Source organism: Schaalia cardiffensis F0333, from assembly GCF_005886435.1.
Taxonomy (GTDB): Bacteria; Actinomycetota; Actinomycetes; order Actinomycetales; family Actinomycetaceae; genus Pauljensenia; species Pauljensenia cardiffensis.
The window spans coordinates 1810456-1829356 of record NZ_CP040505.1 but is presented as its reverse complement, the minus strand read 5'-3'; the positions used below and the strand labels follow the sequence as shown (position 1 = coordinate 1829356).

Below are 18901 nucleotides of genomic sequence, written 5' to 3'. Positions count from 1 at the left end.
CGGATGCGATGTGCTTGGGCGGCATCAGAGGAAAGCGAGCACGGCACGACCGTCTTCGCAGCCGGGGCGAGAAGCGCCTTCGCATTAGCTGACACTCCAAGCAGAACCAGACCCCTCACGCCCTGGGCGAACTTACGCGCACAGCTCAAGCACAAGCCCATAGGGTGGAGGAGGTTCATTGGATCCGGTGTGCGCTCGCACGCGGGCCCCAAGTAAGGAAGTGACATGTTCGAACGGTTCACCGACCGCGCCAGGCGGGTCGTCGTCCTCGCCCAAGATGAGGCGCGCGGCCTCAAGCACAACTACATCGGGACCGAGCACCTCCTCCTCGGCCTCATCACCGAGGGTGAAGGAGTCGCCGCGAAAGCCCTCGAAATGACGGAGGTCAAAGGCGATGCGGTCCGCACCTGCGTCATCGAGATTATCGGTGAGGGCGAGAAAGCCGTCGAGGGCCACATCCCCTTCACTCCACGGGCGAAGCGCGTCTTCGAACTTTCCTTGCGTGAAGCCCTCCAACTCGGCCACAACTACATTGGGACTGAGCACCTCCTCCTCGGCCTGCTCAAAGAGGGCGAGGGCGTTGCCGCCCAAGTTCTGACCAAACTCGGTGCCGACCTGAGCCAAGTCCGTGAGACCGTCATCCAGCTCCTCTCGGGCTACCAGCGCGGCGAAGGCGAAGGCAGAGAATCCGTCGGCGCCGGAGTTGGCGGCACAGGCGGACCCGAACGTCAAAACTCGGCGATCCTCGAACAATTCGGTCGTAATCTCACCCAGGCTGCACGCGAAAACAAACTCGACCCCGTGATCGGGCGCCGAACCGAAATGGAACGCGTCATGCAAGTCCTTTCGCGCCGTACGAAGAACAATCCTGTCCTCATCGGCGAGCCCGGTGTCGGCAAGACCGCCGTCGTCGAGGGCCTCGCCCAGGCGATCGTGAACGGGGATGTTCCCGAGACGATCAAAGACAGGCAGATCTACAGCCTCGACATGGGCTCCCTCGTGGCGGGCTCGCGCTACCGTGGCGACTTCGAAGAACGCCTGAAGAAGGTCCTCAAAGAGATCCGCACGCGCGGAGACATCATCCTCTTCATCGACGAGATCCACACCCTCGTCGGTGCGGGCGCAGCAGAAGGCTCAATCGACGCCGCCCAAATGCTCAAACCCATGCTCGCCAGAGGTGAACTCCAGACCATCGGCGCGACAACGAATGACGAATACCGCAAATACATCGAAAAGGACGCCGCCCTCGAGCGTCGTTTCCAACCGGTCAAAGTGGACGAACCCTCCGTCGAGGAAACCGTCGAAATCCTCAAGGGACTGCGCGACCGCTACGAAGCCCACCACAGGGTCATCATCACCGATCAGGCGATCACTGCGGCCGCCGAACTCGCCGACCGCTACATCTCCGACCGTTTCCTCCCGGACAAGGCCATCGACCTCGTCGACGAAGCGGGCGCCCGCCTGCGCATCCGCCGAATGACCGCTCCGCCGGAGTTGCGCGAACTCGACGAGAAGATCGCCGAAGTGCGTCGCAACAAGGAATCCGCGATCGACGATCAGGACTTTGAGAAAGCAGCGGCCCTGCGCGACGAGGAAACGAAACTCGGAGAGACCCGCAAAGCGAAGGAAGCGGCGTGGAAGGGGACCGAGTCCGATGAGATCGCTGAAGTCGGCGAAGAGGAAATCGCCGAGGTTCTCGCCATGTCGACGGGTATCCCCGTCTTCAAACTCACCCAGACCGAAACGACGAAGCTTCTCAACATGGAAGCTGAGCTGCACAAGCGCGTCATCGGTCAAGACGAGGCCGTCAAAGCCCTCTCCCAGTCGATCCGCCGCACCAGAAGTGGCCTGAAAGACCCGAATCGTCCCGGCGGCTCCTTCATCTTCGCGGGCCCGACCGGTGTCGGAAAGACGGAACTCGCGAAGGCTCTCGCTGAGTTCCTTTTCGGAGACGAGGACGCCCTCATCCAGCTCGACATGTCCGAGTTCTCAGAAAAGCACACCGCCTCACGCCTCTTCGGCGCGCCTCCCGGCTACGTGGGCTACGACGAGGGCGGCCAACTCACCGAGAAGGTCCGCCGCAAGCCCTTCTCGGTCGTCCTCTTCGACGAGGTCGAAAAGGCCCACCCGGATATCTTCAACTCCCTCCTCCAGATCCTCGAAGAGGGACGCCTCACCGATTCGCAGGGCCGAAAGGTTGACTTCAAGAACACCGTCATCATCATGACGACGAACCTCGGCACGCGCGACATCAACAAGGGAGTTCTCACGGGCTTCCAGTCGGCGGACAATCTGACGCACGACTACGCGCGGATGAAGTCGAAGGTCAACGAGGAACTCAAACAGCACTTCCGCCCCGAGTTCCTCAACCGAGTGGACGACACGATCGTCTTCCCGCCGCTGGGCAAGGACGAGATCAAGCAGATCGTCGACCTCATGATCGCGAGGCTCGCCAAGCGCATGGAGGCGCAGGACATGCGCCTGCAGCTCAGTGACGAAGCACGCGAACTCCTCGCCGATCTGGGCTTCGACCCGGTCCTGGGTGCGCGTCCCCTGCGTCGCGCGATCCAAAGAGAGATCGAAGACGCCCTCTCCGAGAGGATCCTCTTCGGCGAGATTCAGCCCGGCCAGCTCGTCCTTGTCGGCGTCGAAGGCGAAGGCAAGGAACGGAAGTTCACTTTCAGCGCTCAGCAATGATGCGCATCCGCTGAGGGGGCGGCTTCTTCGCTGAAGCGCCCCCTCACCGGTCACAACGGGCCCCACTCCACCACATCCACGACCACGAACATCCGAGAGGGCGACGATGGACCCCGAACCCTCACAGGCGCGAAGCGTCCTCATCGTCGAGGACCAGATGCTCCTCCTCGACTCACTCGTCCGAACGATCAACGCACACGAATCCTTGCGCGTCGTCGGAGGCCTCACCTCCGCTCTCGACGCGGTTGAAGCGTGCCTGCGACTGCGCCCAGACCTCCTCCTCATGGATGTGTGCACCGACGGCGGAGCCTCGGGCCTTGCAGCCTGCAGGGAAGTCACCACCGCCGTGCCCGCCACCCGAGTCGTCCTCATGACCGCGATGCCCGACTTCTCCTTCCCCGAACAGGCGCGCGCCGCCGGAGCCGCATCCTTCATCTACAAAGACGTCTCCTCCACGGAACTGACAGCGGTGCTCCTCTCAACAGCGGAGGGCTACTCCACCTATCCGGCGCGTTCAACAACGCCCTTCCTCGGCTACAACGAGCTCTCCGACCGTGAGATCGCGGTCTTGCGAGAAACTTGCGCTGGACGCACACGGGCCGAGATCGCCGAAAAATTCGGACTATCCGAAAACACCATCAAGTCGAATATTTCCTCCATCCTGACAAAAACCGGATTCCGCTCCATTACCCGCCTCGCCCTCTACGCCATCTCTTCAGGATTCATCGTCGTTGACGGTGCAGACACCACAGACGAGGACGGGGCCACATGCGAGGGTGGGGTCAGAGCCTCGGGTGGGGTCAGATCCTCAGGCGGGGCCAGATACACGGGCGGGGCCAGAAGCGCGGATGGGGTCATGTCCTCAGGCGGGGTCAGATGCGAGGACGAGGCCCAAGGCGAGGGTACGGCGCCGTGAACACGCGCCACTGGGGCATGCTCGCCCTCGTCATCGCTCTCAGCTTCGCGATCCCGATCCTGGTGATGTTCACCCCCGGGGAATTCGCTGAGAACACGACGGCGGACGAGCCTGGCACCTGGGCGCGCACTCTTCTCCTCGCTCATACCCTCCTCGCACTCATCATCGTCACGTGGACAATGAGCGCCTACTGGAGGATCACCGACCCTCGCCCACGATCCCTCCTCATCACACAGGGGATTGTGCTCCTCGACTGGACGATCCTCGACATGCTCAGGCTCGACGCGAGTGCACAGCTTGAACTTGCCCTGCGCCTTGCCAGCTACGTGCCGATCCTGATGACCCCGATTGTCATGCTCGCCCTCGTTTGTGCCGTTCAGGAGACGAACCCGCTGAAGCGGCCACGATGGGAAAGGGGCGCTACTGGGGTCGGGTCACTTCTCCGCTTCGGTTCCCTGACCCCCGCCCTGACAGCCCCCTCCTTGGGAGCGCTCGTCCGGGCAGCCCTTGTCTTGGGCGCTGTCGCCTTGGGAGCCATCGCTCAGGGCGCTGCCGTTCAAGGCCCTTTCGTTTCCTGGGCGGCTTCGACATGCGTCTCTTGCGAAATGACGCTCTTCGCCCTCATCCTCGTCCTCGCCGCCGCTGAAGCGAGCATCCGCAGCGGGAAGATCCCCACCGCGCGCAACTACCGCACAGCCTTCACCCACTCCTGCCTACCCGCCCAGATCCTCGACGAAAACAGGCGGGTCCTCGCCTCCACTCAAGGTGACAACACCCGAAGACACCACAACACGAGGCCGAAGAACCTGGCACACATGCGCGCCTGTGAACACGAAATCCCCTCCGGCACACTCCTGTGGTACATCGACCACTGCGAGATCGCCCAACTACAAGCCAGACTCGACCGCACACGCACACGACTCATCCGCTCGCACGACACCCTCGCCCGCCAACACGCAAACCCCGAAGTGCGCAAAGAACTCGCCCGCAGGACGAGCATCCTCAACGCCTTCGACGCAATCGCCGACCCCATGATCGACAGGGTTCGCGTACTCGGCGAGGAACTCCCACAGGCCACGGCCACAAGAAGAGCCCGCATTTTGCGGATGATCAGCGTCGATCTCGCCTACATCAAATACGTCGGACCCCTGCTGCTCGGAACTGTTCAAGCCGAAGACACACGCCACGGGAGCCGACTTCCGGACGTGGAAAAAGCCCTGACACGAATGTGTGAGAACCTGTCCGCCGACACCCACCTGTGCGCCCTCGTCCCCCTCGGCCGCTGGGACAGCGGATGGGTGCGCAGCGAAGTCGCGCTCGCGGGAATGGACTTCGCACATCGGGTCTTGTGGTGCTGCGCCGAAAGGGACGGGGCGGAGATCCTCATCCGAGTGGGCATCGACGAGGGCGGCCTTGACTTCCTCGTCATGCTCGAAACCGAAGGGCCCATGCCCCTCGAATGCCTGGAGGACATCACAGGAGTATTCCCCTCGGCTGCGATCACCATCGAGGACGACAGGGTCCGCATCCGATTACGAGTCGGTGAAGACGACGAAGCGAATATCGGTGCGGCGCGCCTCGCCCAGGAGGACGGATGCTGAGCCTTACCGCAATTGGGCACAGCTGGTGGATGCTCCTCGAACTCGTCACACTGGCATGCGCCCTCATGTCAATGTTCAGCGTCCTTGCCACTGGCTTGAGGGAGAAGGGGCTCGCCCTCGTAACTCCGCTGGTCCTCCTCCTCGTCGAATGCTCCCTCACGCTCACAATCGCCTGGGGGCACGGCGCTGTTATCAGGGGCAGTGGTGATGCGGGTGCACAGTACATGCGCCTGCTCGGACTGAGTGCCGTCATTCCCCTCCTCCTCGATCTGGGAGTTGTGGTCTGGACGAGGAAGCGGCGGGCGCGTGGGAGTGTCGGCGCAGGCGCAAAGAAGGCGTGTGGCAGGGAATTTGTGCCGCCTCATGGGCGCGTGGAAACCGGTGTGAAGGAAAAGCGCGGCAGGGGCCTTGGACCGTGGGAGACGAGTCGGCGGGGGAGCGGAAGCATCGGCGCAGGGCGTGAAACGAAAGACTTGCCTCGGCAACTCAGACGCATCCTCACCCCTGCCGTTGTGGCGGCCAACCCCCGGGGAATCCGCGAAAAAATCGGAGTGGATACGCTCCTTTTCCTGGGAGCTCTCGCAACAATCGGGTGGGGCGAAGACCTGGCAAGCGGAACACCCCTGCCCGGCCAAGAGACACTGGTGAGGACACTGATCTTAGGGGGAACCGCAGTCCTCGCAGCCTTGTCGATCCTCCTCTTTGCTTCTTCCATCATCTCCTTGAAAGAAACGAGCGAACTCACCTTCAAACGCGCCTTCGAGGAGTTCCCGGGCCTTCTCGCACTGGGCGGAGTGAAGGGCCCTGTGGCAATGACGAACGCCCCCATGCACCATCTCCTCATCGCCTTAGGGCTCAACACTGCTCAGCCACTGAATCAGATCTGGCAGGCCCTCTGCGTGCGCGCCGAGGAGGACGAACTCAACGCGATCATGCATCGCAGCCTCGAAGGAACACCCCAACACCTCTTCATCCGAATGGGTGAATCCGTCTGGCAGCTGCGCTACAAGGAAAACGACGACGCTCCGGAGTCGATGCGCCTTCAACTCTGGGGGGAGGACCTCAGCGAGGACTACGCTCTCGCTCGTCAACTCGTCGATGAGAATGCCGAATTGGAGGAGGCGACTCGAGGACTCAGGGAGTCAATCGAGGAAGCGGGCGCCCTCGTCGCTCAACAGGACATTGTGGGGACGCGTCTGCGTCTTCATGATGTCCTCGCACAACGTCTCACTTTCGTCCGCCACTTCCTCGCCGAAGGAGTGGGGGAGGTTCAACGCACCCGCGCCCTGTCCCAGATGCTCACGAGTCTTGGTGAGGATTTGCGTGCCGACACCTCAACGCCGACGGCTGCGCGACTCGGGATGATCGTGTCGGGCTGTGCACTCATGGGAACCCGGTGCGAAGTATCCGGGCCTTTCCCCGAGGACGAGGACGTCGCCTCCGTCCTCATGTCAGTTCTTTCCCAGGCAGTGGTTAATGCCGTCCTCCACGCCGAGGCAGAGCACATCACCGTGCGTTTTTCCCAGTCGCAGTCCGCGTGGACGATGACGATCGCTAATCCCATTACGGATGCGGTTGATGTTGTTGAGAAAACCGGGCTGGCGGGGATGCGCACACGCGTTGAAGCCCTTGGCGGATGGATGAGGGTTCACGCCGACACGTCCTTTGTTGTGCGCGTGTGCATCCCACGCCCCCTTCCCTAGTTGCGCCTGCACAGCCTTTAGAGCAAAGAGGACAACAGCAGGGGGACGAGCTCGCCTGGGACCTCATGCGGAAAAACCCGCTCGCCGTGACCACAAGAGAGGGGAGGGGCCTGAAGCGGGGGCAGGTATGGGGGAGCGGTAAGCGGCGCAGACCTCACCCGGCGGGAAGCGCGGCGGATGGCAACCTGCTCAATCGGAATCCTGCGGCTAGGGAAATGGCTGATAGAGCCGCCAAAAGCAGACCCCACTAGGCGGGAAGCTGCCGGGTGGGGCCTGGTGAAGGAGCACTGAATGAGCTTCAGAATTGCTGGTTCGGGGGTGTCTGTTGCGGGAACTGGCCCGGCTGTCCGTTCATCGGGAACCCCGTTTGATCAGGTGAGCCCTGTGGGTATTGCCCTTGTGCAGGCGCGCCTTGAGGGTATCCGGGCTGAGCAGGGTATCCGCCTTGAGCGGGATACGCACCGGGCTGCGCGGGGTAGCCTCCTTGAGCGGGATACGCACCCTGAGCGGGATAGGCGCCGGGTTGCGGAGCTGGGAACCCTTGGCCGGGCGCACACTGAGGGTAACCAGGCTGGGCAGGGTAACCAGGCTGGGCAGGGTAACCAGGCTGTGCCGGGAAGGCGGGCTGTGCCGCGTAGCCTCCTTGAACGGGGAATCCGGACTGAGCGGGATAGCCGCCTTGGGGCGGATAAGCACCGGGCATTTGAGCGGGCATGACCCCCGGCATCTGACCCATCACGGGCATGCCCTTGAGCTGCTGAACGAGAGTGACGACTTCAACGCACCTGTTGAAAGTCTCAATCGCTGCAGGCATTCGACCCTCAACACTGTTCGAGTGCCAGCGAACCTCGTGAACGAAAGGATCAGACAGAGTAAAAGCCAACTCGAAAGAACGGACCTCGCGGGGGAAGCCGTTCTCATCACGGGCTGAAGAGCCGATCTCGACCACGCCCGCCATACCCGTCGAAGCGACGAGGTTCTGCAAGGCTGTTGCATCGAAGACCGCATTCCCCATGGTGACACCCGTACCAGAAGCCGCGCCCACTCCAGCACCAAGCCCGCTCACAGTCTCGGTGCCGGGAGTCGAGTCGAAGCGGTCAGGGATCCCGTCCTCGTCGGCATCATCGGAGAAGACATCGAAGGCCGGCACAATACGAACAGACACGAGCGAAGACACGGGGAAGACCGTGGGATTGCCCTCCGACCAGTCTCGTCCGAAACCGAAAACGAAAAGGCCCTGGCGCGTGTCAACCTGCAGGAGAGAATCGACGCCGACGACCCTATCGGGGGAGAAGGTGGCGAAGACCGCCTTATTCGCCTCGCGGGCTCCGAGGTGAGTTTTCACGTCCTCCACTGTCTTCGAGGACCATCCCGAGGAGAACCCCGAGACTTTCTTCTTGCACGAACCGCACAAGTACCCTTCCGAGAGTTTGAGTTTGGTGAGCATTCCAGCCTTGTCACCGCACAGTTCGCACGTCTTTGTGCTGAACAGTCCCATGCCTGCCTCCTTGGCTCATCGGTTTTTCCTATTGAATGATGCGCCGCCCCTAGCGCGCTTCGCGTCGCAGACGAGGGTGAACCTTTGGGCTCAGAACTTGCCACCCCCGCCCCCATGAGTGGCACCACTCGACGAGGTATGGGTAGAGGAAGAACCCCCGGAAGACGAAGGTTCAGGGCGTTTGGTCCGTGAAACGTTCGTCGTAATGAAAACGTCGTCTCCGCCGGTGACGGCGAAACCCCTATCCGAGACGTAGGAATGAGCCGTGGGCTCAAGCCCCTCGTTCGTCATCTTCGACACGAAGAGCGCTTTGACTGCTGCCCGGCTCGCCAGAACACCTCCGCCGACACCGACGACCAGTGCCCCCGCCGAGTGCAAAAGCCAATCCTTCAGAGTCTTCGGAGGGGAAGTGATCGGGTGCCCCTCTTCAGCGGCCTTCATGTAGCGTTCCGTTTGCTCGACGAAGCTCTTCGCCGCGCCCTCCCAATTGTCCTCGGAAAGATCGCGCTTAAGGACCGTGCCGAGTGCTTCGATGCCTTGATCGGTGAAAGTCTGAATGGAATCACCTCGCGTCGAAACCCACCAGTCGCGTGTAGAAGGAGAGACGAGGAGGAGAACCCCGGAGCGATCGGGCCCCAAGCCGTAACCGTTGTAATCGAAGTAGTCGTCAGCCATTTCCATTGGCGACTTACCGGACTCGAGGTTCGCGTAAAGGAGCACGATGTCTTGCCCGTAGCGTGTAGAGATCCGGGAGATCTCAGTTTCGAGGCTCTGCTCGAGCTCTGGGGAGATGTAGTTGACATCGTCAACGACATGACGGGTTGATGCCGTCGCCATCGGCGCCAGCATGATCGCCGCCATAAGGACGAGGGCGAAAAAAGCTCCGAGGCGGAGGCCGCGCGTAAGCATGGTCTGAGAGTACGGGTGTTGACTGGTGCGGTGCATTGTCCTCCTCCTTTCAGTTCGCGAGCAGATACATGAGGTACCAGCCGATCACCGCGAACAAGGCGAGGAACGGCGTGAAGAAACCGATGTGCAGGGCGCGCAGCTTCTTTTGAGAAATGGGGAAGGAACCAACGACCTCGCCGGTTTGCCCATTGATCGCGAAAGGATACTGCTTGCCCTCATAGCCGATCACGATGAGCCAGACCGGCAGCAGCGCATACCAGACGGCATCACGTTGAACGAAGAGTTGCTCAGACTTTTGCTGGACGGAGGAATAACCGGTGACCGTCCCTCGTATGAGCTCCGACAGTGTCTTCTTCGCGCGATCATCAGCACGATCAATCGTCGCCTTCGCGTCGATGTCGTAGGAGGATGCGGCGTAGCCGGAGAGGTAAGGGGTGGCGAAGCTCTTGGAATCGACAAGGTTGAAGGGTTCAGCACCCTCGGCGCGCGTGGGTTCGAGCTTCGTCGTTGCGCACACGGGAATGCCGCGGAATGTGGCGGAGGCGGAACGGCTCACCTCGTACACATCGGTCTCTGTGTAGTCGTATTCGGAATCGGACCAGGAGCGCGTATTCGTCGCCCTGTAGGTGATCGTCCCCGAGGCCGTGCCATCGTGATACCAGTAGGGGATGTATGCGCCTGTCGCCTCAGAAAGTGTATGAGTGTCGCGAAACTCCTTGGGAAGGAGAAATTTGCCCGTAGTCGCCCTTTCAAAAGCAGCGAGCATTCCCTTCTTGTCGAGGGCGAAGGGGATGATGAAGTCGGGGATCCGTGTTTCGCGGATGCGACTGGAAGCGACGAAGGTGTTATTGCAAAAACCGCAGCGCGTCGAGATCGTTGTCGGATCTGCGACGATCTCAGCGCCGCAGGAGTTGCAGACGAAGGTCGTCATGGAGGCGATCTCCGACTCGTCGATGTAAGTCGGCGAAGAGGACTTCCACTGCTCGCCCGCTTGTGCGCTGCCCGGCAATGGTGTCGCAGGCCCTGAAGCGTCGGGGGTGCCCGCAGCGGCACCGGGCACGCTAACTCCTGGAACGGGGGAGGGGCCAGCTCCTGGCGCGGGGGAGAGCAACTGGGCATTGAACTGCTCGACCTCAGCGACCTCGAAGGTGGAGCCGCAATATTCGCAAGCCATTTTGGCTTTGGTGGGGCTGTATTCGATGGGAGCCGAGCATGATGGGCACTTGTACTGGATCTCGCTCACGATCCGTCCCCTTCTCATCCGAGGGCGCATTTGACGCCTGAAGAAACTGCGCCTCCAAGGGTGGCGCTGGATTACCACTGCCACCCTAAGGGGGAGCTACAAGAAAAGAGCAGACCCTCGGGGGTGGAACGAGGGTGGGGGAATCACCCTTTTGGGTGTTCTGTATCGCCGTGTCCTTTGGGATGATGGTGGACACGATGTGAGCGCTGTCGGTGCTCGCCACGCCTTCGACCAGCAGATGGAGGGGTTCTTTGTGGGACTGATTCAGATGATTACGGGCTCCGGGGTCGCCCAGGCGGCCGGCGGTGCCATCGGGAGCTCGCTTGGTGACCAGTGGCAGGATGCATTCGAAGCCAATGACATGGGTGAGGGCATTGTCTTTACCAAAGGCGTGAAACTGCGCGCCGGAGACGAACGGAACAAGAACCGCAAGGGCACAGACGACCTCGTCACTCAAGGCTCGCGCATCCACGTCTACGATGCTCAAGCCATGATGGTTACCGACGGCGGACGAATCACGGACTTCACCGCCGTACCCGGCGTCTACACCCTTGATAACACGGGTCAGCCGACGATCTTCACCGGTGATCTCAAGGGGAGCCTCCTCGACACCTGGGAACGCTTCAAGTTCGGTGGGACGAGCCCCCAGAAGCAGCAGATCTTCTACGTCAACCTCCAGGAGATCAAGGGCATCAAGTTCGGAACCCCGAGCGCCCTCAACTACTTCGACACCTTCTACAACGCCGAGCTCTTCTTGCGCTGCCACGGCACTTTCTCCATCAGGATCACCGATCCGATCCTCTTCTACCAGCAGGTCATCCCCCGTGATGCCGTGCGCGTGCACTTCGACGAAGTCAAAGAACAGTACATGTCGGAGTTCCTTGAGGCTCTTCAAACCTCGATCAACCAGATGAGCGTTGACGGCATCCGCATCTCCCAGGTCGCCTCGAAGATGCGCGAGCTGTCGAAGTACATGCGTGACACTCTCGACGAGGATTGGCTGCGCGGACGCGGCATGGAGATCCAGTCCGTCGGTATCGCCTCGATCTCCTACGATGACGAATCCCGCAAGCTCATCGACATGCGGAACCAGGGCGCGATGCTCTCCGATCCTTCGGTTCGTGAAGGCTACGTCCAAGGTGCGGTTGCTCGCGGTATGGAGGCTGCAGGCTCGAACGAGGCCGGCGCGGGCATGGCCTTCATGGGTATGGGCATGGGAATGTCCGCATCCGGCAACTTCATGGGAGCCGCATCGCAGTCGAATCAGGCGCAGATGCAGCAGCAGTGGCAGCAACAACAGCAGATGCCGCCCCAGGGCTGGGGCCAGCCTCAGCAGGGGTGGGGCCAGCCCCAACAGCAGATGCCTCCCCAGGGCTGGGGTCAGCCCCAGCAGGCTTGGGGTCAGCCTCAGGGTTGGGGCCAGGCGCAGCAGGGATGGGGTCAGGGTCCTCAGGGGCAGGCTCCCCAAGCTCAGCCTCAGCAAGGATGGGGTCAACCCCAACAGCAGATGCCTCAGCAGCCCGAGCAGCAAGCGCAGGGACAAGAACCTCAGGGGCAGGCTCCCCAAGCTCAGCCTCAGCAAGGATGGGGCCAGCCTCAGCAGCAGATGCCTGCGCAGGGCCAGCCTCAGCAGGGGTGGGGCCAGCCCCAACAGCAGATGCCGACCCAGGGCCAGCCTCAGCAGGGGTGGGGTCAGCCTCAGCAGGGGTGGGGTCAGCCCCAGCAGGCATGGGGCCAGGCGCAACAGCAAATGCCTGCGCAGGGCCAGCCCCAGCAGGGATGGGGCCAGCCGCAGCAGCAGGTGCCACCCCAGGGCCAGCCGCAGGGGTGGGGCCAGCCCCAACAGCAGATGCCGACCCAGGGGCAGCCTCAGCAAGGGCAAGCAGTTCCTGAGCAGCCCCAAGTGAACACTCAGGTTCCGCCGGAGAACACGCCTCCCACGAACGGAGCTCCAGAGAGCCAGCAGTAAAAGGCCTTTAGCTCAGAGACCTTCGAAGGCGGCGCGCCCCGATTCCGGGGCGCGCCGCCCCTTGTGTGGGGCTGAGTTCTCTCGTCCCTCTGGCTCGGGCACTATTGCTTCGCGGGTGCTGCAAGCGCAGGCGACGCGCCCCTTGTGAGTGCCTCGCTTGCCTCGTCTCCCTCCCCCCTCCAGCCGCCCTTCGTCTTTTGTGTGGGGGCTGTCTTGTCTCGTTTACCTCTGCTTCCCCACCGCCCTCTCCTTCCACCTCCCGCCGCCCCTGTACGGGGCTTTGCGGCACTGGCTCAGGCGCTTCCTTGGGATCTCGACCCGCCGCCCCCTCGTGCGGGGCTGCGCGGACTCAGCCCCTCCTCAAACTCGAGTGACACGCAAAGACGCAAAGACGCAAGCCGTGCCGATACACCCCTGTACGACGGCACCCACCTCGGCCTCGTCGGCACCCTGAAACAACGCGACTGGAACATATGTCAAAACGCAGCTTCGCATGGGCGTGGTGACTTAGGTCCCTTTCTTGCTATCCTTCGCCTAGCGGTCCGATGGAGGGCCGACCCACGCGACTACGGAAGTTGAGGACCTCAATGGTCAAGTACGTGTACGACTTCTCCGAGGGCGACAAGTCCATGAAGGACCTGCTCGGAGGTAAGGGAGCAAACCTCGCCGAAATGACGAAGCTCGGCCTTCCTGTTCCCCCCGGATTCACCATCACGACCGAGGCATGCCGCGCCTACCTCAAAGACTCACTCGTCCCAGAATCCCTCGCCACCGAGGTCACCGCCGCACTGCGTGGGGTCGAAGACCAAATGGAGCGCACCCTCGGCGACCCCGACAACCCGCTCCTCGTTTCCGTCCGCTCCGGCGCGAAATTCTCCATGCCCGGCATGATGGAAACAGTCCTCAACATCGGTCTCAACGATCAGTCGGTCCTCGGCCTCGCGAAAATCTCCGGCAACGAGCGCTTCGCCTGGGACTCCTACCGCCGCCTCATCCAGATGTTCGGCAAGACCGTCCTCGACATCGACGGCGACCTCTTCTCCGACGCCCTCGACTCCTTGAAAGCAGAACGCGGCGTCACGGGCGACACCGAACTCACCGCCGAAGATCTCAAGGGCCTCGTCGTCACCTTCAAGAAGATCGTGTCCGAACAAAAAGGCATGGACTTCCCCCAAGACCCGCGCGCCCAGATGGACATGGCCATTGAAGCGGTCTTCCGCTCATGGAACACCGAACGCGCCCGCATCTACCGCCGCCGCGAGCGCATCCCCCACGACCTCGGCACCGCCGTCAACATCTGCACCATGGTCTTCGGCAACATGGGTGAAGGCTCGGGAACGGGCGTCTGCTTCACCCGCGACCCCTCCTCGGGCCACTCGGGCGTGTACGGCGACTACCTGGAGAACGCGCAGGGCGAAGACGTCGTCGCAGGTATCCGCAACACCCTCTCCCTCGCCGACCTCGAAGACATCGACAAGGCCTCCTACGACAAGCTTCGCGGCATCATGCGTAAGCTCGAGACGCACTACCGCGATATGTGCGACATTGAGTTCACGATCGAACGCGGCAAACTCTGGATGCTCCAGACCCGCGTCGGCAAGCGCACCGCAGCCGCTGCTTTCCGTATCGCCATCCAGCTCGTCGAAGAAAAGCTCATCACCCGGGACGAGGCCCTGGCTCGCGTCACCGGCGACCAGCTCACGCAGCTCATGTTCCCCCAGTTCGACCAGAAGGCCTCCAAGGAATTCGTCGCCCGAGGCATGGCCGCCTCCCCGGGTGCCGCCGTCGGCAAGATCGCCTTCGACAACGCGCAGGCCGAGGCTTTCTCCGCCAAGGGTGTCAAGTGCGTCCTCGTTCGCCGTGAAACGAACCCTGATGACCTGCCCGGCATGGTTGTCGCCGAGGGCGTCCTCACCGCCCGCGGCGGCAAGACCTCTCACGCCGCCGTCGTCGCCCGAGGCATGGGCAAGACCTGCGTGTGCGGCGCCGAAGCACTCGAGATCAACGCTGAAGCCCGCACCGTCACGATCGATGGGCGTGTCTTCACCTCCGATGACACGATCGCCATTGACGGCCAGACTGGTGAGATCTTCTCCGGTGATGTTCCTGTGACTGATTCTCCTGTCACCACCTACCTGGCGGAGGGTCTTGAGGCGGGCCTCGCTGCGGCGGGCGCCGACGAAGGAACCCGAGAGCTCGTCAAGGCCGTTGACTTTATCCTCACCCACGCCGACAAGGTCCGTCGCCTGCGTGTCCGCGCGAACGCCGACACCCCGGCTGATTCACGCCGCTCCATCGAATTCGGTGCCGAAGGAATCGGCCTGTGCCGTACTGAGCACATGTTCCTCGGTTCGCGTCGTCCCCTCGTTGAGCGCGCGATCCTCTCCGCTCCCGGCTCGGATGAGCGCACAGCTGCTTTCGCTGAACTTGAGAAGCTGCAAAGGCAGGACTTCCTCGAAATGCTCGAGGTCATGGATGGCAAGTCCATGACGGTCCGCCTCATTGACCCGCCGCTCCACGAGTTCATGCCGGCCCTGTCCGAGCTTGAAATCAAGGTCGCAGTCGCCAAGGCCACCGGCGAGGTGGATCCGGCCGATGAGCGCATGCTCATGGAGGTTCGTCGCTTCCACGAGCAGAACCCGATGCTCGGCCTGCGCGGTGTCCGTCTCGGCATCTACCTGCCCGGTCTCTTCGCCCTGCAGATGCGCGCCCTGTGCGAGGCCGCCGCCGACCTCGTCGCTAAGGGCCTTGACCCGAAGCCGGAGATCATGGTTCCCCTCGTCGGCTCGGTCCGCGAGCTCCAGCTCATCCGTGAAGAGGGCGAAGCGATCATCGCTGAAGTGCAGGAGGCGCGCGGCGTCAACCTGTCGGGTGTGACGATCGGCGCGATGATCGAACTGCCCCGCGCGGCCATGACCGCTGAGGACCTCGCTGAGGAAGCTGACTTCTTCTCCTTCGGGACGAACGACCTGACGCAGACGGTCTGGGGCTTCTCGCGTGACGACGTTGAGGGCGTGTTCTTCCCGCAGTACCTTGAGGCTGGAATCTTCGGCGTCTCGCCCTTCGAGTCGATTGACGTTCACGGTGTCGGCACCCTTGTTCGTGAGGGTGTCACCCGTGCTCGTTCGACTAAGCCGGGGATCAAGCTCGGCGTTTGTGGCGAACACGGCGGTGATCCTGCGTCGATTCACTTCTTCCACGAGGTCGGTGTGGACTACGTGTCCTGCTCGCCGTTCCGCGTGCCGGTGGCCCGCCTCGAGGCTGGCCGCGCCGCGGTCCTCACCGAAGAGTCCTGAGTCTTCGCTCTGAAACGCCGGTGCCCCTGCCCTCGAACGAGGGCGGGGGCACCGCCTTTGCGTGTTCGGGGTGTGGACGGGGTTTGGGGTGTGGACGCGAGCTGAGAGGGTGTGTCCTAGTGGTCTCGTGTGAGTGGAGTGTCTGGCGGGGGTGTGTGCCCTGGGCTCCAGGTTTTCCGTCCTACTCCTGTCATATGGAGCATGTTTGTGCCGGAAAAGCTGGAATTGACGATAAGGCCGGTGCGGATTGAGGTGGCACCTGGTACGAGCACACGTGGCACTAACACATGAGGATGGGAGGGGTGATTGGACGGACCCGAAGGCGCTCTTGATGCCGGGCGCGACCACATGAGGATGGGAGGGGTGTCGAGCACTGACTCGACACCCCTCCCGTGGCGATGTGGATTCGTGTGTTCCTTTCGAAGTGAAGGTTCGAATCAGGCGGCGTGCCCGACCGGGTTCCGCGTCCGCCGAGGTCAGCGCGCCAGACTAGCTCATGCACCCACCCAGGCGGTCCGCTCAGGCGGTACGCCCGCCAAAACAGCGCTCTCAATAAGGTAGCGCCCCGCCTAGGTCGGCGGCTCCGCTCAGCTAGCGATGAGGAAACCGAGGATCCCCATGGACGCCAGAACCGTGATGATGGACAGCAGCAGGAGCAAGCCCACCGAGTAGGGGGCTGCCTTGCGGAGCAGCTCGGGCTCAAGACCCTCCTCCTTGACGGCCGTCGCCGCGATCGCGAGGTTCTGCGGGCTGATAATCTTGCCGATGCCGCCACCGATCTCATTGACGGCGAGCAGGAGCTGCGGGCTCAACCCCGTCTGGGCGGCGACGGTCGAATGCAGGCTCGCGAACAGGGCGCCCGCGGAGGTCGCCGATCCGGTGACCGCTGTGCCGATCCAGCCCAGGATCGGGGCGAAGAATGCGAAGGCGGCGCCGGTCCCGGCGAGGGCGGTGCCGATCGCGACGGTCTGACCGGAGAAGTTCATCGCGTAGGCGAGGGCCATGACGGCGCTGATTGTCAGGATCGCCATCTTCAGTCCCATAACGGTCGAGCCGAGGGTCGCGATGCCCTTGCTGATGGAGAAGGGGAAGCGCCCGTTCGAGTCGCTCAACGAGTAGACGATGGTGACGACGAGCGAAGCGAAGACGAGCATCGTGCCGGGCGAAGCGAGCGTGGAAATCGACAGGATCGTCTCCTTCGACACTTCTCCTGAGGCGGTGAGCAGGTTTCCGTCGAGTCCGGGCCAGGGGATCTTGAGATCAGTCGTCTTCAGTGCTGCGGGAACATCGACGCCGAACTTCCACAGCTTCGCAACGGCGAAGACGATGACGACGAACCAGTAGGGGAGAAGAGCCAGGGTGATACGTCCAGCTCCGAGTTTCTCCGTGACCACGGCGGAACGCTCTTCCTCGGGAGTGGTCGGCGACCAGAAGCTGAGCAGGCCTGCGATGAGAACGAAGGCGAGGAGGGCACCGACGACGGCGGTGAGCTCGTAGGAAATGAAGTGTGCGGTGACGAAGTGGCCGACTGCCATGCCGATACCGGCGGTGAGGGCAACGGGCCAGAGCTGCTTGACGCCGCGCTTGCCGTCGAGCATTGCGAGGAGCACGAAGGGGAGCCAGATGAGGAAGAGCGGGGTGATGCGAGAGCCGGTCTGGGTCAGGAGGGTGGCCTCAGAGCCGCCGAGTTTGGCGGTGGTGATCATCGGGATCGCCATTGCGCCGAATGCGACGTGCAGGGAGTTCGCAACCATGGTGACGAGGGCGGCTTTGAGGGGTTTCAATCCGAGGGCAAGGAGCATCGCGCAGGTGATGGCGACCGGAGCACCGAAGCCCGCAAGGCCTTCCATGAGCGCGCAGAACGCGGTCGCGATGAGGAGCGCCTGAATGCGGATATCGCCCTTGCCGACAGCGGAGAAGACGGCGCGAACATCATCGCCGCGCCCGGAGACCTCGGAAAGGTTGTAGAGCCATACCGCGGCAACGACGATGTAGCAGATGACAAGCAGGCCGAAAGCAGCGCCCTGCGCCGCTGAGAGTGCGGCGAGTCCGAGGGGCATGTGGAAGCCGAAGGCTGCGATGACGATCGCAATGGCGAGGGAGCCGATGGCGCACCAGTGGGTGGCGATCTTGAAGACGCCGAGCATGATGAAGAAGACCGCGAGGGGGAGGAGTGCCGCTATAGCGGTGAGGGGAAGAGAGCCTGCAATGGCTGTGGTCGATGGTGTAAACGCGGTTGTGAGCACTGAGATCTCCTCGTGTCGGTGTCAGCGAAGCGGGCGGGGAGCGGTGGTCCGATCCCGTCCTCATCGGGTGAACGAATCGAATGGGTGTGCTCGTCGGCGTCAATGCCTGACAAAGCTGCGCTCGGCCCTCCGAGGAGTATTTTCGCATTCCAGCCCGAGTGATCCCAAGTCTTTCGAGGAACCGCGCCATGAGATTTTGACAATTAGGTAAGGCGAGACTTAACTATATCTGGTCAGCCTGAATAGAAGCCCGTCCACAGGAGCGCAAGTCCTCTCATGTCAAAGACAAAACTGGCCGTCCCTCTGGCCCCCGCCCTCCTCAGTCTCGCCCTCAGCGTCGGAGCGGCCACAGTCTTCTCCGCCTGTGCCCGTCGTGAGGACGGCACCTGGATGAACTGCCACCAGTGTCAAAACACGGTCGTCGCAGGGGGTATCGGCCTTGTCGCCCTCTTCGGTGCCTCCGCTGCGATCAAGAACAAGCCCACGAGGATTGCGCTGCAGGCCCTCGCCGTCATCGCCTCCCTCTTCGTCTTCTTCATTCCCGGTGGCATCTGCCCCATGTGCATGATGAAGACAATGCGCTGCTACACGGTCTTCCAGCCCTTCACACGGGTGATGACGGTCCTCATCGCCGCCACAGGAATCGGTGCTCTTGTCGATTCGCTGAAGATGAAGAAGACGGGCGCACCCCAGGCGGAAGCCGCTCAAGTGGACACAGTCGAAGCTGGAACGGCCAGCACGGATACAAACGCGCGGGATACGAAGAAAGAGATTCGCGCCTAGGTGATGATGTGCGAGTCCCGAAGCGTGCAAGCGCGCCCCG

11 protein-coding genes are annotated in these 18901 nt (G+C 62.4%); 7 read left to right on the top strand and 4 right to left on the bottom strand.

Annotated elements, in window-relative coordinates; genetic code table 11:
• The first annotated feature begins 225 nt into the window (after positions 1-225).
• The 4 genes from FFA61_RS07625 (at position 226) to FFA61_RS07610 (ending at position 6917) form a co-directional block, all read left to right on the top strand.
• Positions 226-2697 carry an ATP-dependent Clp protease ATP-binding subunit gene (locus FFA61_RS07625; protein ID WP_005963320.1) on the top strand — a complete coding sequence of 824 codons (2472 nt, stop codon included), beginning with the start codon at positions 226-228 and terminating at the stop codon, positions 2695-2697.
• A gap of 106 nt (positions 2698-2803) precedes the next feature.
• On the top strand, positions 2804-3613 hold the full coding sequence (locus tag FFA61_RS07620) for a response regulator transcription factor (protein WP_005963322.1): 810 nt from the start codon (positions 2804-2806) through the stop codon (positions 3611-3613).
• The gene (locus FFA61_RS07615) at positions 3610-5214 is read left to right on the top strand and encodes a hypothetical protein (protein WP_040313618.1); all 1605 of its coding nucleotides are present in this window, start codon (positions 3610-3612) and stop codon (positions 5212-5214) included. The genes FFA61_RS07620 and FFA61_RS07615 overlap by 4 nt, the downstream gene beginning before the upstream one ends.
• Positions 5208-6917: a sensor histidine kinase gene (locus tag FFA61_RS07610; RefSeq protein WP_005963326.1), complete on the top strand. Its 1710-nt coding sequence runs from the start codon at positions 5208-5210 to the stop codon at positions 6915-6917. Before FFA61_RS07615 ends, FFA61_RS07610 begins: the two co-directional genes overlap by 7 nt.
• A gap of 298 nt (positions 6918-7215) precedes the next feature.
• Here the strand turns inward: FFA61_RS07610 and FFA61_RS07605 are convergent, their stop codons facing one another.
• From FFA61_RS07605 to FFA61_RS07595, 3 genes are all read right to left on the bottom strand, one after another.
• The gene (locus FFA61_RS07605) at positions 7216-8415 is read right to left on the bottom strand and encodes a DUF4428 domain-containing protein (protein ID WP_005963328.1); all 1200 of its coding nucleotides are present in this window, start codon (positions 8413-8415) and stop codon (positions 7216-7218) included.
• A gap of 90 nt (positions 8416-8505) precedes the next feature.
• A complete protein-coding gene (locus FFA61_RS07600) occupies positions 8506-9360 on the bottom strand; it encodes a TPM domain-containing protein (RefSeq protein ID WP_005963330.1) in 855 nt (284 codons plus the stop codon).
• 13 nt (positions 9361-9373) lie between these two features.
• The gene (locus FFA61_RS07595; protein ID WP_138588776.1) at positions 9374-10567 is read right to left on the bottom strand and encodes a TFIIB-type zinc ribbon-containing protein; all 1194 of its coding nucleotides are present in this window, start codon (positions 10565-10567) and stop codon (positions 9374-9376) included.
• Positions 10568-10766: 199 nt separating this feature from the next.
• Between FFA61_RS07595 and FFA61_RS09320 the strand changes: the two genes are divergently transcribed.
• Together FFA61_RS09320 and ppdK are read left to right on the top strand one after the other, a co-directional pair.
• Positions 10767-12536 (top strand): SPFH domain-containing protein, encoded by a 1770-nt coding sequence (locus tag FFA61_RS09320; protein WP_005963338.1) that lies wholly within the window; start codon positions 10767-10769, stop codon positions 12534-12536.
• A 587-nt stretch (positions 12537-13123) separates the two neighbouring features.
• The gene (ppdK, locus tag FFA61_RS07585; RefSeq protein ID WP_005963340.1) at positions 13124-15832 is read left to right on the top strand and encodes a pyruvate, phosphate dikinase; all 2709 of its coding nucleotides are present in this window, start codon (positions 13124-13126) and stop codon (positions 15830-15832) included.
• Positions 15833-16419: 587 nt separating this feature from the next.
• Here the strand turns inward: ppdK and FFA61_RS07580 are convergent.
• The gene (locus FFA61_RS07580) at positions 16420-18078 is read right to left on the bottom strand and encodes an L-lactate permease (RefSeq protein WP_005963342.1); all 1659 of its coding nucleotides are present in this window, start codon (positions 18076-18078) and stop codon (positions 16420-16422) included.
• 276 nt (positions 18079-18354) lie between these two features.
• Between FFA61_RS07580 and FFA61_RS07575 the strand changes: the two genes are divergently transcribed.
• Positions 18355-18861 (top strand): DUF4418 family protein, encoded by a 507-nt coding sequence (locus tag FFA61_RS07575; protein ID WP_005963344.1) that lies wholly within the window; start codon positions 18355-18357, stop codon positions 18859-18861.
• Positions 18862-18901: the final 40 nt, after the last annotated feature.

Coding starts and splice junctions, on each gene's coding strand:
- FFA61_RS07625 (WP_005963320.1), top strand. CDS start 226: ATGTTCGAACGGTTCACCGACCGCGCCAGGCGGGTCGTCGTCCTCGCC.
- FFA61_RS07610 (WP_005963326.1), top strand. CDS start 5,208: ATGCTGAGCCTTACCGCAATTGGGCACAGCTGGTGGATGCTCCTCGAA.
- FFA61_RS07620 (WP_005963322.1), top strand. CDS start 2,804: ATGGACCCCGAACCCTCACAGGCGCGAAGCGTCCTCATCGTCGAGGAC.
- ppdK (WP_005963340.1), top strand. CDS start 13,124: ATGGTCAAGTACGTGTACGACTTCTCCGAGGGCGACAAGTCCATGAAG.
- FFA61_RS07605 (WP_005963328.1), bottom strand. CDS start 8,415: ATGGGACTGTTCAGCACAAAGACGTGCGAACTGTGCGGTGACAAGGCT.
- FFA61_RS07575 (WP_005963344.1), top strand. CDS start 18,355: ATGTCAAAGACAAAACTGGCCGTCCCTCTGGCCCCCGCCCTCCTCAGT.
- FFA61_RS07600 (WP_005963330.1), bottom strand. CDS start 9,360: ATGCACCGCACCAGTCAACACCCGTACTCTCAGACCATGCTTACGCGC.